General features: G+C 39.5%; 11 protein-coding genes. 5 read left to right on the top strand and 6 right to left on the bottom strand.

The window, feature by feature from the left end; all coding sequences use genetic code 11:
• Nucleotides 1-249 precede the first annotated feature (249 nt).
• The 3 genes from J4N25_RS06505 to J4N25_RS06515 form a co-directional block, all read right to left on the bottom strand.
• Entirely contained in the window at nt 250-777 is a 528-nt protein-coding gene (locus tag J4N25_RS06505; protein ID WP_207421331.1) for a GNAT family N-acetyltransferase, read from the bottom strand.
• 69 nt (nt 778-846) lie between these two features.
• Nucleotides 847-1,098, bottom strand: a complete 252-nt coding sequence (locus J4N25_RS06510; RefSeq protein ID WP_207421332.1) for a hypothetical protein — start codon at nt 1,096-1,098, stop codon at nt 847-849.
• A gap of 66 nt (nt 1,099-1,164) precedes the next feature.
• On the bottom strand, nt 1,165-1,383 hold the full coding sequence (locus tag J4N25_RS06515) for a hypothetical protein (protein WP_207421333.1): 219 nt from the start codon (nt 1,381-1,383) through the stop codon (nt 1,165-1,167).
• Nucleotides 1,384-1,637: 254 nt separating this feature from the next.
• Here J4N25_RS06515 and J4N25_RS06520 point away from each other — a divergent pair, with 254 nt between their 5' ends.
• Both J4N25_RS06520 and J4N25_RS06525 read left to right on the top strand, forming a co-directional pair.
• Nucleotides 1,638-2,810, top strand: a complete 1,173-nt coding sequence (locus J4N25_RS06520; RefSeq protein ID WP_207421334.1) for a sensor histidine kinase — start codon at nt 1,638-1,640, stop codon at nt 2,808-2,810.
• A gap of 77 nt (nt 2,811-2,887) precedes the next feature.
• Nucleotides 2,888-6,298, top strand: coding sequence for a PAS domain S-box protein (locus J4N25_RS06525; protein ID WP_207421335.1), 3,411 nt, complete (start codon nt 2,888-2,890; stop codon nt 6,296-6,298).
• On the opposite strand, the gene J4N25_RS06530 is transcribed toward J4N25_RS06525, so the two are convergent.
• Nucleotides 6,267-7,034: an alpha/beta fold hydrolase gene (locus J4N25_RS06530; RefSeq protein ID WP_207421336.1), complete on the bottom strand. Its 768-nt coding sequence runs from the start codon at nt 7,032-7,034 to the stop codon at nt 6,267-6,269. The genes J4N25_RS06525 and J4N25_RS06530 overlap by 32 nt on opposite strands.
• Nucleotides 7,035-7,217: 183 nt before the next feature.
• On the opposite strand from J4N25_RS06530, the gene J4N25_RS06535 reads away from it, so the two are divergent.
• Both J4N25_RS06535 and J4N25_RS06540 read left to right on the top strand, forming a co-directional pair.
• Nucleotides 7,218-7,877: a response regulator gene (locus J4N25_RS06535; RefSeq protein ID WP_207421337.1), complete on the top strand. Its 660-nt coding sequence runs from the start codon at nt 7,218-7,220 to the stop codon at nt 7,875-7,877.
• A 458-nt stretch (nt 7,878-8,335) separates the two neighbouring features.
• On the top strand, nt 8,336-8,716 hold the full coding sequence (locus tag J4N25_RS06540) for a response regulator (protein WP_207421338.1): 381 nt from the start codon (nt 8,336-8,338) through the stop codon (nt 8,714-8,716).
• 260 nt (nt 8,717-8,976) lie between these two features.
• Here the strand turns inward: J4N25_RS06540 and J4N25_RS06545 are convergent, their stop codons facing one another.
• On the bottom strand, nt 8,977-11,589 hold the full coding sequence (locus tag J4N25_RS06545) for a PAS domain S-box protein (RefSeq protein WP_207421339.1): 2,613 nt from the start codon (nt 11,587-11,589) through the stop codon (nt 8,977-8,979).
• Between the two features lie 417 nt (nt 11,590-12,006).
• Between J4N25_RS06545 and J4N25_RS06550 the strand changes: the two genes are divergently transcribed.
• The gene (locus tag J4N25_RS06550; RefSeq protein WP_207421340.1) at nt 12,007-12,465 is read left to right on the top strand and encodes a YdeI/OmpD-associated family protein; all 459 of its coding nucleotides are present in this window, start codon (nt 12,007-12,009) and stop codon (nt 12,463-12,465) included.
• 147 nt (nt 12,466-12,612) lie between these two features.
• Here J4N25_RS06550 and J4N25_RS06555 read toward each other — a convergent pair whose 3' ends face one another.
• Nucleotides 12,613-15,066: a TonB-dependent receptor gene (locus J4N25_RS06555; RefSeq protein ID WP_207421341.1), complete on the bottom strand. Its 2,454-nt coding sequence runs from the start codon at nt 15,064-15,066 to the stop codon at nt 12,613-12,615.
• Nucleotides 15,067-15,219 lie beyond the last annotated feature (153 nt).

Here is a 15,219-nt window from a genome sequence, read left to right on the forward strand (position 1 = left end):
CAAGAAATCAAATCCGACTACCCTTACTGTCCACTTTCATGATACAAATTACGATGTGACCAATGAACAACTAAGCACCGGATAAAACATTAATCGGTCAAAATAGGTACAAAAGAACGGGAGCGTTATGAGAACGGCTCCCTTCTCTATTTACCTTACCCAAAAATTGGATTCTGTAACAAGTAATACTAACACTAATTGTTTTAAAAAGATACGTATTTAATAGTGGGCGGTTTTACCTCATTAATTTCAAACCCGCGAAAGCTCAAGTTTCATCATAATATCTGTCTGTTCATCGTCACCTAACCTGAATATATGCTTATCAAACTCCATGAAACCGTTCTTTTCGTAAAAACATATTGCTCTCGGATTTTCTTCCCAGACTCCTAACCACACATAATGCGCATTTTTTTCCCTGGCAACTTGTATAGCCTTTTCATAGAGCAGTTGCCCCACCTTCTTACCATGATATTCTTTTAATACATAGATCCTTTCTATTTCAAGGGCACTTTCGTCTTTCAACTCAGTTTGTGCATTCCCAAAATTGAGCTTCAAATAGCCGATAACCTGAGTACCAAGAACGGCGAAATAAAACTCGGTGTCCTTGTCACTTAGCTCTGTTCTCAACTTGTCCAGAGAGAAGCCTTCGTGCAGGTACTTCTTCATGTTCTCTTCGCTATTACTCTCCGAGAATGTTTCGAAAAACGTTTGCCGACCAACCCTCTGTAACTGATCAATTTTATCTAATGTCACTTTCCGGATGTCAATGAAGTCCATACTTTAATTTAAATAACCAGGATTGCCAATATAAACTTTTACCCATATTCTCTATAATCTCAACTTGAATTATTGCGATGTTGCTAATTCTAAAGCCCCTCGTCCGCCTCCATAATTGGCCAAATGAAGATTCAGTTCCCTGATCCAGTTAGGATTATAGCAAATTTCCTCATTTACTATCTGCCAACCTGCCAACTTGCCTTTTATTTGCCGCAACATAATCGCGTAGTCAGGGATAAAAACAGAGCAATGATTGGTGTCTAAAGCGGTAATTATTCCCTTAACAGCGAGTCTGCTAAAATCAAAAAGAATAATCTCCATACTTGATAAAACAAAAGGAGACTGAAATACAATTTCAGTCTCCTTTATTTTTCAGTTTTTAATAATTTAATCTTTAATAACAGTTCTACGTTCTATGGTTCTGTCAGTTCCTCTGCCACCTAAAAGAGCAAACAGAACAACGATCAATAAAATCGCGCCTATTAAATACATCCATGGAAATGAACTTCCGCTTGAACCATCATTGACATTTAAATCTACGTTTGCGTCTACAGCCTTTTCCTGTGCAAATGCCAACACATTCATAAAGGCTAATGTTAACGCCATAATAATCTTTTTCATAACAGCGTGTTTCCTTCAATTATGCAGAAATCCTGCCATAAACTTTTCTTACGGGGAAAGTACCTGCACGAGAAACACAGTGTACAGCATACTGAACAAAACAGCGGAAAATTGTATTTCTCAGCGCATTTGCAGTCTATTTTCCATCTTTACATGTATCCTAGGGTATTTCCAAACTCCTATTAAAACATCTTTTTGTAACCAAAGCCCAACCGCTACGTAACTAACTACAAATTAAGATGATGAATAAAGGTCTTGCTGATCAGGAGGACATTGAAATGAAGCCAGAGGTTTTAGTTAGAAATATTACAGAAAAAAAAGATAAACCATTTAGAATTCTACTTGTAGATGACCGGGCGGAAAATCTCCTCCTATTGGAGGATGCTTTGGAAAAAGAAAAGCGGAATTTTTTAACAGCACGTTCGGGAGTTGAAGCATTAAAGCTCGCACTTTCCGAGGATATAGGCCTTATTCTGCTTGACGTCCAAATGCCACAAATGGATGGTTATGAGGTAGCTAAGCTACTAAGGTCAAACCCTAAGACAAAAGCAATCCCAATTATTTTTGTTACTGCCAATCATACTACCCGGAAAGATGTTTTGGAAGGCTTCTCCAGCGGGGCAGTCGATTATCTTGTTAAACCTCTGGACGTTACAATTACTAGGGCAAAAGTTGACGTTTTCGAGAAGCTTTATTTTCAAACGCAGCAGCTAAAGGAGTCTTTATTAGAAAAAGAGATACTTAACGAAAAACTCAGGAAATACACAAAAGTTATAGCTCATGATCTTAAGACTCCTTTAGCTGGTATTATTTCCCTGGTTTCTATCATGAAGCTCAACCCTAAGATACAAGATGTTGAGGATTTGCTAGAAGAGATGGAATTATTGGAAACGGTATCGTCAGACCTATCGGCAATGATCTCATCACTATTGGAGGATGCAAGAAGAGAGCATGATGGACCTGAAGTACTTGAAGAAGTGGATGTTCTTGCATTGCTGAAGGCAGTTTTGAATCTTCTACAACCACCCGCCAGTATATCCATAATTCTTGAAGGCGGTTTTCCAACTATAAATACTCGTAAAATGCCTCTGCAGCAAATATTTCAGAACCTTATTGGGAATGCTCTGAAGTACAGCGATAAAGACAAAGGAATAATTCGTATTGGAGTAAGTGACGTGGGAAGCCATTATGAGTTTTACATAAAGGATAATGGGCCGGGTATTAATCAAGATTTTATCCCACTCATCTTCGAAGAATTTACTAAAGGGGAAAACAGATCATCTTTAGATTCAAGCACAGGCCTTGGCCTGAATTTGGTAAAAAAGCTTGTGGAAGAGCAAAAAGGAAGGATCTGGGTCGAATCAAAAGAAAACGAAGGAAGTTCCTTCTATTTCACCTGGAAAAAGTTATAACTGCTTAGTTATTCGTACCAAGCGGCATAACTACTACGCTTGATCTCACAGAAACTTCACTTCAGAAACTAAAACGTATGTTTCTTTCGTTCAAAAAAACTATAGTCATTGGGCTCTTCACTACCCTGTTTTTTTTATTGGCGTTAACGGCCACTTCATTTTTTGCTGTTAGAAAGCTGGGGGAAATAAATAAATGGGTAGAGCATACACAACTTGTCCTTCGGAAAACAAATCTTCTGGCGCGTGAGCTTTCAAGGATTGAGGGAAGTGCGCAGAGGTTCTTGCTGCTGGGAAAACCGGAGGATGAAAAACAACTTTATTTTCATGAGCACGAAGCAAGGCGCCACACTTCCGCGTTACTTCAACTATTATCAGAAAAAAAGGAGCAAAAACCAGAGCTCGACGCTGTTATAAAAAATGCTGATATCAGGATAAACCGACTGAAAGACTTAATCAGTTTTAGAAAACAGAGAGGTGCTGCAGAATTATTGGCTCTTTTAAAAGATAACGATCCTGTTATGTACAAAAACAGGTACGAAAGAGGCATCGAACAAATACTGCATTACGAGCGGAAGAGGCTTGCTAAGAAGCAGGATGAAAGCTCGAAAACAAGCATAGTTGTTTACTCGATGATCTGCTTCAATGCAATAGTAGGTGCATTCTTCGTTCTTCTCCTGTTCCGCTTTATTCATAATACGTTTAAGGAAAGAGAAAAGGACCAGCAACTTCTAAAGATCAGTGAGAACACTTTCTCCAGCGCCTTTCATTACTCCGGGACAGGAATTGCCCTGGTTGCGCCTGAAGGCAATTGGCTTGATGTAAATACTTCCTTATGTGATATTGTAGGTTATACACGAGAAGAATTACTTGCTTGCACTTTTCAGGATATCACACATCCCGAGGATTTAGAAGCAGACCTTCAATTGGTCAAACAAGTATTACAGGGAGATCTATCTTCCTATTCGATGGAAAAAAGGTACATCCATAAAGATGGAAGTATTATTTGGGCTGTTTTAACCGTCTCTTTATTGCGGGACAGTGATGATGCACCAAAGTTTTTTATTGCCCAGGTTTTAGACATTACAAATAACAAAAAGACTTCTGAGGAAAACCAAAAGATCCTTGATGCTTCTATAGATGTAATTTGTGCAATAGATTCCGATGGGAGATTTTCTCAGTTGAGTAAGGCTTGCTTTGATGTATGGGGGTATAAAGTTGATGAGTTACTCGGCCAAAGCTACATGGACTATGTTCTGAAAGAAGATCATGAGAAGACAGAAAAAATGGCTTCTCAAATTATCGCGGGTATTCCAGTTACGAATTTCGAAAATAGGTATATCCGGAAAGACGGAAGTGTTATTCCTATTGTTTGGTCGGCAAGTTGGCATGAGGATTCTAAAACAATGTTCTGTATAGCGAAAGATGGGTCCGAGAAGAAAAAACTAGAGTTCCTTATTGAAGATGAAAGGAAAAAGTTTAAAGACTTGTTTGATACGGCCCCATCCTGTGTAGCCATTCTTGAAGGCCCTGATTTCCTATTCAAATATGCCAATCCACTTTATACCAAGGTTGTTGGAAAAGCCGAGCTACTGGAAAGAAAATTCAAAGACGTATTTCCTGAACTAGAAAGACAGGGATTTTTTGAAAAGCTTGAGCGGGTATACAAAACAGGAGAAACATATTCTGCTAAGGAAGCACGGGTAGAGCTTGAGAAGAATAATTCTGTGCTCCTTACTTCCAGCTATTTCGACTTCGTCTATCAGCCTTATAAAAATTACCTTGGAGAAACCGAGGGTATTTTCATTTTTGCCAACGACGTTACAGAGCAGGTTGAAGCCCGTGAGAAAATAGAAATAAGCCATCAAAGGTACGCACAGTTGATCGAAGAATTACCAGGGGCGGTATACACGTGCGATGCAGAGGGTAAAATAGGGCTCTATAACAAGGCCGCTGTCGAGCTCTGGGGTAAAGTACCCAATCCCGAAAAGGACAGATGGTGTGGCTTTTATGAGATCTTTGATTTTGAAGGCGTCTTGATTTCCCCGGAGGACTGCGCTATGGCACAAGCTGTCAAAAAAGGAATAAGCATTAAAGGTGCAGAAGCTATCATTACTAAACCAAATGGTGAGAGAAGGGATATAAAGGCCTACCCTATCCCCTTGTATAACACCGATGGAAAAGTTGAGGGTGGTATAAATATGATGATTGATATTACTTCTCATAAACAAACAGAGCTGGCTCTCCGACTCCTAAACCAGAGTTTGCTGGAAAAGAACAAAGCTATTCAAGCTGCAAAAAAAGAGATAGATCAAAAAGCTATAGAACTACAGCAAAGCAATCAGTACAAATCAGAATTTCTCGCAAATATGTCGCATGAGCTCAGAACTCCCTTAAACGGCGTTCTAGTTCTCTCCCATATATTAGGGGAAAACCGCCAGGGAAATCTCACAGAGAAGCAAATAGATCATTTAAAAGTTATCTACAAGTCGGGTGACGATTTACTTACTTTAATTAATGACATCCTCGACCTCTCAAAAATTGAGGCAGGGCGACTGGAACTGGAAATGTCAGAAGTACTTTCCTCAACCATCTTGGTTGACATGGAGCAAGCGTTCAGGGTTACTGCACAAGAAAAAGGAATTGAATTTGAAATCAGGCTTGACCGATCAGTGCCAAAGCTTATTAAAACAGATTTATTTCGTCTCGAGCAAGTCCTTAAGAACCTTCTCTCAAATGCTTTCAAATTTACATCTTCTGAAGGCAAAGTATCCCTGGGAATTACTACACACAAAGAAGGCCGAGACCTATGCCTGAAAGTATCAGATAGCGGTATTGGTATAGAGGAAAATAAAAAACAAGTCATCTTTGATGCATTCAGGCAAGCAAACGGCTCTACTACCCGGAAATACGGAGGAACAGGTCTTGGACTGTCAATTTCAAAAGAGCTGGTCCAAATGTTTGGAGGCGATATTTTTGTTGAAAGTACTATAGGAGAAGGAAGTACATTTACAGTGGTTATACCAATAATTCCTACCGATCCCCGGCCCGTTACTGCTAAAAGGGATCCCGAGCCCGAAAAGGAAACACCTGGTAAAGACACTACATTACAAGGTAAAAAGTTACTAATTGTAGATGATGATATCGTTAATATTTATGCATTAAGTTCAGTTTTAGATGAATCAGGTATAGATTATTACTGTGCTTCAACCGGAGTCGAAGCTTTAGCAAGCCTGGAAAAGCATGACGACATCGACTTAATACTAATGGACATGATGATGCCCGAGATGGATGGATATGAAGCTTCAGAGAAAATCAGGCAGAATGTAAAATATGAACGTATCCCGATTATAGCATTAACAGCCAAAGCGATGGTTGGTGATGCAGAAAAGTGTCTTCAGGCAGGTGCTTCTGATTATATATCAAAACCCTTCGCTCCTCAGCATCTAATGGCCCAAATCAAGTTTTGGATTGAAAAGAATAGCCTGTAGCTTCCACCAGCGCCTTTGCCGCTTTAATTACTAATTCAGGCTCGGTGATCTGTGGAAAATGACCACTATTAGCACTTAGGATCATCCTGGACCTAGGAGATAATTCAAGTAACTTTTCCTGATATTTAAGATGTACCAAAAAGCTTCCTTCTGGAACAAAAGGAAGCTTTTTGGTACCTGATAGTACAGTAATAGGAATAGCAGGAAAAAAGGGATGGTTTTTTATTTCAGTAAAGGTCTCTGGATATGTTTCATCTTCTGAATACTTGTATTTATCGAAAAGCTTCTCAACACCCTTTAGCCCTTCCGAAAACATTTTTAATCCCAAGGGGGGTCTAAACTGTTCCTGAGCTGCCTTCTCATCAGGATGGGTTGCATCTACAAACAGAATCCCTGCAATATCATCAGGATAAAGTCTGGTATAAAGATTCGCTATCAATCCACCAAAGGAATGAGCAACAAGAATGTATGGAGACTTTAAATCGAGAGCCTTCAGTAAGGATCGCAAAAGTTCTACTGACCTTGAGCCTGTATGCGGACTATTACCGGAACTTGTCTTTCCTACCCCGAATCTGTTATAACATAACACAGATCCAAAACTGCATAATCCATCGGTGACTTGATCCCAGGAACTGAGAGGCATTCGAAATCCATTAAGAAGAATTATTACAGGACCAGGGCTGTATGTTAATGAATACTCTACCGAGATCCCTTTAATTTCTAAAACGTTTTTCATAGATCCAATCTACAATAAGATGAGAAATGTCCTACTGTGTTACAAAATTTATGCTGACATGACACATTTGGTGGGCTCCCCTTCAAAACCTTCCCCTTTTTTGATAATTTAAATGCAATATATCTTTTCATAATATCCTTAATTCTCCAAAAATCAGGATTATTGTAACTTGAATTAGACCATATGTTTTTAGAGCCGACGGAGAAAATAAAGATTTCTGCAATAGATGACCAGCTGATATTCCGTGAGCTTTTATCCCGGGCATTGAGATCCATTCCCGAATTCGATTTTCTTGAAGCTTATAGTGATGGGAACATGTTTATTGAAAGCATTAGCGCTAATCCAGCACTTAAACCCCATATCGCCATAATTGATATGGATATGCCAAAAATGTCAGGCGAAGAACTTAACAAGATCTTGCAGGAAAAATACTCTGAGGTAAAAGTGATTGTTCTTTCCATGCATACCGACGCCTCTACAATTACAAATATTATCAACTCTGGCGCTGCGTCCTATTTACTAAAAGATAGTCCTATAAGTGAATTGCTTTGGGCAATCAACTCTGTTTATAGAACTGGTTTCTATCTTAATAACCTTATTGTAGATAAGCTTAGGGAAGGGAAAGAACGTAAATCTCCGGCAATCAATGGTATTAGTCCAAGAGAAATTGAAGTACTCGATCTTATTTGTAAAGAATATACTAATTCAGAAATTGCTGAAAAATTGAATATCAGTATTAGAACTGTAGACACCCATCGCAAAAGTCTACTTACAAAAACTGAAAGCCGGAATACAGCGGGACTGGTGCTCTTTGCTGTAAAAAACAGGCTTCTCGAATGTTAGTTTTCGCAATACGTAATTCTACCTTAAAACTGGCACTCCCATCCGTATAAATACCTAGAGATCGTACGAAAGGCGTATTTTGAAAATTACCCTTTTACCTCTATGGTTGCTAATTGATATTTTTTTGATGTTTGTTCCATGCAACAACGCAAGGGTAATTATACCGGAGCTACCAAAGAAATTTTACTATGACGATAATATTACTTAACAAGATCTTTAAAACCAGAAGATTCGATTTCTCTTCAATATTTCAATCATTAAACTTCGCACTGCTCATGGATCTGGTTATTGCACTCGCAATAATTAAAAATTGCCACGGTTTATTGGCGGCTTTCTTTGGTTAAGCTAATGCCGATGAGGCAACCAAATAGTATGATAAAAACAAGATCAATATGCTTAAACGGGCAAAAGGGAAGCATCCAAAGAAGCCGTGATGTTGATCTTTTAAGAATAACAGTATGAAGATTTTGATCGCGGAAGACGACGTAGTGACCTTGAAGGTACTAGAGGCCAGATTAAAAAGAGCCGGTCACCAGGTAGAAAGTTCAATTGATGGGATTGAGGCCCTAAAAAAAATAGAGGTTTATCAGCCGGACCTAGTAATTACTGATATACTAATGCCTTATTCGTCAGGATTGGAATTTGCAGGGGAAGTAAAGCAAAATTATAATATTCCAATTATTATCCTTTCGGGTCTTCATCAGGAAAGCGTAATTGTTGAGGCTTTCTCCCTTGGTATAGACGATTATATAACAAAGCCGTTTAGTGCACTTGAATTAGTTTCCCGTGTAAATCGGCTTTGTAATAAAGTAGAAAGCATTTACTTTTCGTCGCTATAATCAAATTAAACCCTGTTGCGAAGTTGGGAGAACAAGTCAGACGGGAATGTTTAGAAAAAAATTTTCCAATGGCACAACTTTTAGAAGAATTTATCGTACAAAACTCTCATTATGAGACGTATTAACAAAGGGGTTATTTTAGCATGGCTATTTTTTCTTACCGGCGTGTTCATTGTTATTTTTTGGTATAACGAACAGCGTTCAAGTATTCCACCGCCACTACCTTCCAGTTATACTAAGGTCCCGTAAAGAGAGTGGAACTAGGTCAGGTTTTGCGTTTTTCTAACAATTTCTTTTATCACCTCATCCAGGTCTAGAGCAGATTGGAACAGCAGTGGCAAAAGTTCATCTATCGTTTCCCTTTTGGGGTCCATGGTTATTAGGTTTACTAATCCCAAGATTCTCGACAAAGGGGCTCGAACAAGATGCGATTGGACCCAGGCTATGTCCATCAATTTCTTATTCTGCTCTTCAATTTCCTTTATATAATTCACACTACTGGTAATATCCCTGCAAATAGCGATATAGTTTTTCACTACTCCTGTTTCGTCTCGTACCGGTGCCATTCCCAAGGAACCCCAATAACTTTCGCCGTTTCTTTTATAAAACACAGTCTCGACACTACAACTTTCTCCCTCTGCTATTGCAGCGCCTAGTTTTTCTAGTTTGCTAGGATCTGTATCAGGACCTGTTATAATACTCGTCCTCTTCCCTAATATCTCCTCCTTAGCGAAACCTGTCATTTTATAAAATGCAGGGTTTGCATAAATTATTGATAGATCCCCATCCACAACGACCTCAGGTGAAGTTATTAAAACGGCATCTGTGGTATTTGTAATTACAGATTCGAAGAGGCGTAAACGATGCTCTTCGATTTTAAGGGCAGTAACATCCTTCATAGCTCCTATCATCCTCACAGGTTTACCACTAGCGTCCCTCAAAATCACTGCATCATTAATGATAATTGCATATTCTCCTCCAGCCTTTCTAAATAAATATTCATCATGCCAGTGATCTGCTTCTAAGTCGGCAAGCGTAGTTCCAATTCCCGTCCATACCTCTTCTAAATCGTCATGATGGATATGAGCAGTGATCCAAGCGCTCGAAACTTCTGTACCTGCCTCCTCATGGCCGAAAAGGGTTGCAAACCCCTCACCAAGAAATATCCTGTCGTGCAATAGGTCATAGTCCCATATGGCGTCTGACGTTGCGCGGGTTGCCAGTTTAAACCGTTCATTACTTTCAATCAAACGCTGTTCTGATTCTGCCCTTTCTGTAATATCCTGCACTGTTCCCTCTAAACTTACAACCTCACCCAACCCGTTCTGGGTTGAATTAGCAAGAGCATGAACATATCTTAACCTTCCATCGGCCCTTATTATTCTATACACAATATCCACCTGATGCTTCCCGGCCAAGGTTTCCTTATGATACTTCACTAAGCGCTCGCGGTCTTCAGGATAAACAGAGTCAAGGAAATTATCAAAGCTTACAGAAAAAGCTTTCGGCCAGCCCCAAATAGCGTAATGTTCGTCCGACCAATAGAGCTCCTCTTTAAGCACGTCATACTCCCAATATCCAAGGCTGGCAATCTTTTGTGCTGAAATAAGGCGCGAGTTGAGCTTAAAAAGCTCCAACTCACTCTGCTTTCTAATAGTAACATCTCTGAAATTGACTACAATTGCAGCAAGAGCCTCATTATTCAGCTTATTACTAAAAGTAAATTCGAGCCATCTTGCCGTTCCGTTCTCCTGCACAAGTGGAATGAGAACATTTTTCAATTGCGAACCGGGCTTCTGTTTCAGGCGATCTAACAATTGGTTTAAATGATTCGCATTCTTACTGTCAAAATGTGATACAAACACCGAGTCTAGCAGTATTTCCCAGTTGAGTCCCATTATTTTATCCACCTGGGGAGATACGTAATTAACTATGTTGTCTTCGCCCATCAGCATGATACCATCAGAGCTGTTCTCAATTAGCCCCCTGAACTTCTTTTCGCTCTTCTCCAGCCTTTCTTCAGCCAGCTTTTGCTGAGTAATATCTCTTCCTGAAACACAAACACCTGTGATAACCCCATCCTCTTTAATAGGATATATGGAGAAGCTAAAACAGCGAAAACCCTTCCCCTCCATAAATAAAGGTTTCTGGTATTGGGCTACATTGTCTTTCAAAACGTGGTCTACCTGTTTCTTAAAATACTCTTTCCAGGGATCCTCGATATGATCTAAAAGACTATTTCCCTTTTCAAATTTTAGGGGCGAGTCTTTTAACAAAATATATTCAGAGGCTTTGTTGTTAAAAGCCTTGATCTTCAAATTGGTATCAGTAAGAACAAAACCCTCTACTGAATTATTGAAAATGGTTTGCAGGTTACTTTCTAACTCAATCTCCACCTTCGTTCTATTCTCCGGCTCTGCTACCTGCTGGTTTTCCCCTAAGCCTTGTTCTAACTCATTTTTATTCAATACCTGAGATGTAATGTCAATAATGGCGTGAACGATATATTCCAGTTCTCCTTTCGAATCAAGTACTGCTGAGCTATGTGTTTCTAAATATTTGGCTTGCCTTGTCCGTTTAGGAGTTTGTATTTCATACCGTATTGGCCCAAAGATATAATCCGTCTTTGTTTCCTTCACTTTATCTAAAGCCGTCTTAATGGACCTATTATCAGCAGATCGGTCATTTTCTACTTCCAAATCAGGAAACACTTGAAAAAGAGGTTTATCAAGCAGATCGGGCAAAGGCTTGTGAATAGCTTTTATGAAAGCATCGTTGGCATCAATGATACAATAATCCCTATGAGGGTTCAAGATTAAGGTTGCTACGGGATGATTTTTTAGAATTTTTTTAAAGTTCTCTAATGGTATCATATCAATCCTCGAATGACGGCATCGGTAATTGGTTTATAATCAAATGAAACAATATAAAATGGCGGATTTAGTTTGCTCCCCAGTAAAATAATGCTAATACAGATGACTAATTATTTTATACTTCCCAGAAAGGTTAGCTGGGTACTTAATAAAAGCACTAGGAATACCTATGAACTAAAAACCCCTGATGACTTGGAGAAAACACCAGGGGTTGATCCACAACCATGAATCAGCAAATGAAGATTTGTAGTAGCTAATATCTTTCTCTTTTTATTATAAATAAATGAGCTTTATCATAAATTTTCAGTATCAAAAATCTCCAAAGGCTAATAGGCAGGTTTTCAAATTCAAAAGAGAAATTAGTTGGACCGCAACTCTTTGAATCTTAACTTCGGTTGATGATGCATACGCTAGATTATGGAAAAATTAATAGTCGATTCAGAACTGCTACTTCAAAAGTTTGAAGGAAAAGGCGGGTGGACTTATGCCGAAATTCCTGATGCCACTGGTACGAGCAAATCAAGTTTTGGCTGGGTAAGAGTAAAGGGATTCGTAGACGAGATTGAAATAAAGGATTGCCTACTAGCTCCAATGAAAGGGGGGCGACTTTTCCTTCCTTTCAAGGCTGAATTACGTAAAAAGATCAAAAAGGAAGCGGGCGACTACGTCAGAGTAAAGCTATATGAAGACAGATCACCTATTGAGGTGCCATCGGAGATAATGGACTGTTTAAAAATCGAAGAACGGGCTTTTCAAAAATTTGAAAAGCTCCCACCTGGTCATAAGAAAGAATATGTAAGGTGGATCTACGCAGCAAAGAAAGATGAAACAAGAGTTGAAAGAATTAATAAAATGATCGATGAGCTCTCTCAATAATATCAAATAGGATTTAATTTTTGAGGCTTTATACTTATAACCACTTATTTCTAGAAATAAAAAAACAGCCGTACTAAGTACGTGCTGTTTTCCTGCTCAACTACTAATCAATATCAGAGACCGAATCCTGAATTGACTATTTTAATTTTATTTAAACCTATAGGCGATGCTAAGTCTTGCGTTTCTTGGTACATCATAGATGTAGGTGTAGTAAGAAACAGAGGTCTCAGTTGGTTTCGCTACCGGGGTAAAGGAGCCTTGAGTTAGTAATCTGCGATCTAGTAGGTTATTAACAAGGCATGAAATACTGAACTTACCTTTTTCATAAGTTGCTCCTGCATCAAAACGATAATACTCTGGTAACATCAATGGAGCAGCAATACTACCTGCGTTCCTTCCTACCTGGATTTGATAACCTCCTGTTAAGCCAAAGCCTTTTAATAAAGAACGCTCTCTATTGAAACGGTAAGACAGCCAGCCATTAGTAATATGTTTTACTGAATTTGGAGTATGCCGGTTAATCAGCTCAGCTCTTGTATCCTTTGTTACTCTTCCATCTGTATATGCATAATTAAGAACAACGTTCAAACCTCTGGTGATCTCACCTGATATATCAAGCTCCAATCCTCTGAATCTCTGCTGACCGAGTTGAAGACTTATACTTTGAGGATATTTATCAGAATTAGGATTGCTAGGGTCAACTGACTGCCCCGCTCTTGGATCAGGAACCACAACATTCTCTTTAGTAATTTGATAGATTGCTGCAACAGCATTCCATTTACCATTAAACCAATCCTTTTTCAAACCTAATTCTATGTTATTTCCCCTCACCGGTTCAAAAACATTTCCTTCGTAGTCCTGGCCGGCCTGCGGTAAAAAGCTCTGATCATATAAGGTATAGGCTGAGAAATTTTTGGTGAGCGAATAGCTTAGACCAACACGGGGACTAAAAGCATTATCAGATATCTGAGTTGCATTTGTTTTTCCTACAGTAACAGCGTGAGTGTAACGACCGGCCAATGTTAAACGAAGCTTTTCATCCAGCATTCGTATCTCATCTTGTAAGTAAACACCAGTGTAGGTCAAATTTGTAGCGTAAATATTAGAGCCCGAACGAACCTGGATACTTCTTGACCGGTCAAATAGTGGAATGTTCTCAAATGGAATTCCATATATTGGATTATATATGTTGAATACTGCATTCCCAGCTAGTTTAAGGTCTGGTTGCTGAACACTTGAAAAGTCCCCCCATGTTTTTAGATTCCCAAAGTCAACGCCTGTCATTATCCTGTGTACAACTGCCCCTGTATTTAGATCTCCCATCAAACTCAGCTGCGCGTTCTTATTGATAGCTAACTCTTCGCTGATATTTAAATACCGCCTCATGTCTCCATTACGAGCGATGGTTGAAGGCCATGGCGTTCCTCCCAATAGTTGATACCTAACATAGGCGACCTGAGAGTTTACTTTCCATTTCTTGTCCAGTTGATGAGTAAAATACAACGTTACATTATGATCGTTTAGCTTATTCGGGTCTAATGCAGGATCACCTACAAAAAAGCTCGGATCAGTTTCTCCCAGTCGGTTAGGTGAAAAACCATAAGTACCTAAAGCCTGGGCTTCTACCCGCTGAGTAGTATACTCTGCCGTGATTAAGGTATTTGAATCTATCTGATAACTTACTACCGGGGCGATTACAAACTTATCCGTGTAATTGAATTTATTGTAACTGCCTTTAGTTTGCGCTGCTGCGTTTAAGCGGAAAAGTAACCGTCCATCTTGTGAAAGTTTACCGTCAAGATCAATAGCGGCACGTCCTAAATTGAAGCCTCCCCCACTTAAGCTTACGAAACTACGGTTGTGTCCGGTTGGCTTTTTAGTGACAATATTGTAAATACCTCCGGGTTCACCGTTTGCCATCATAAACCCGGAAGGGCCCTTTACAAACTCAATACGGTCAATCGTTGCGGCATCTTCAGTGAGTGGTCCCCAAGGCATTTTCATATTCATACCATTTCTGAAAGCTGGAATGGTGGTACCCCGGGTAGAAATATTGGCGTACTGTGCGTCCCAATGTCCTGTTCTTACCGTTCCACTAACGTTCCGGGTAACTCCGTCTACAACGTCGAACACTAGCTGGTCGGCAAGTAGCTGCTGATTTACCACTTTAATATTTTGGGGCACCTCGATAAGCGGAGATTGCAATCTTAGCGAGGAAGATACCTTGTCCTCTTTAAACTTATTTTTATGACCGGTGATCTGTACTTCCGCTAATTGTGAATGATCTTCGTCCAGTGTAAAATCTGCTAAAGCAATACCTTTTGCAGTTACTTCAATCTGCTTTTCCTTTGTTACCAGGCCTACTCCTGATACTACAAGAGTATACCTACCTGCAGGCACTCTTTTTATCTGATACTCGCCTTTTTCATTCGTTAGTGCTCCAAATCTCGTTCCCTTCAGCTTCACCGATACATAAGAAGCCAGGCCGCCATCTGATGTTGTAATTTTCCCCTTAACAGTACCGTACTGCTGTTCATCTTCAGGTAAATTACTTGCATTGGCAAAAGCATCATTTGCCGTTTTCACTTCTCCTGCATTCATTCTGCTGGTGGAACGCACATGTGCATATCGCACCCAATAATAGAACTCTTTTAAATTGCATTGTGTCTTAGAATATATGTAGAGATCCCCTGCAATCCATGACTACTTATCCAACACCCTCGGGTTTTGGCTGCGAAGGTAAGGGTATTTAGA

Source organism: Desertivirga brevis (assembly GCF_017355835.1).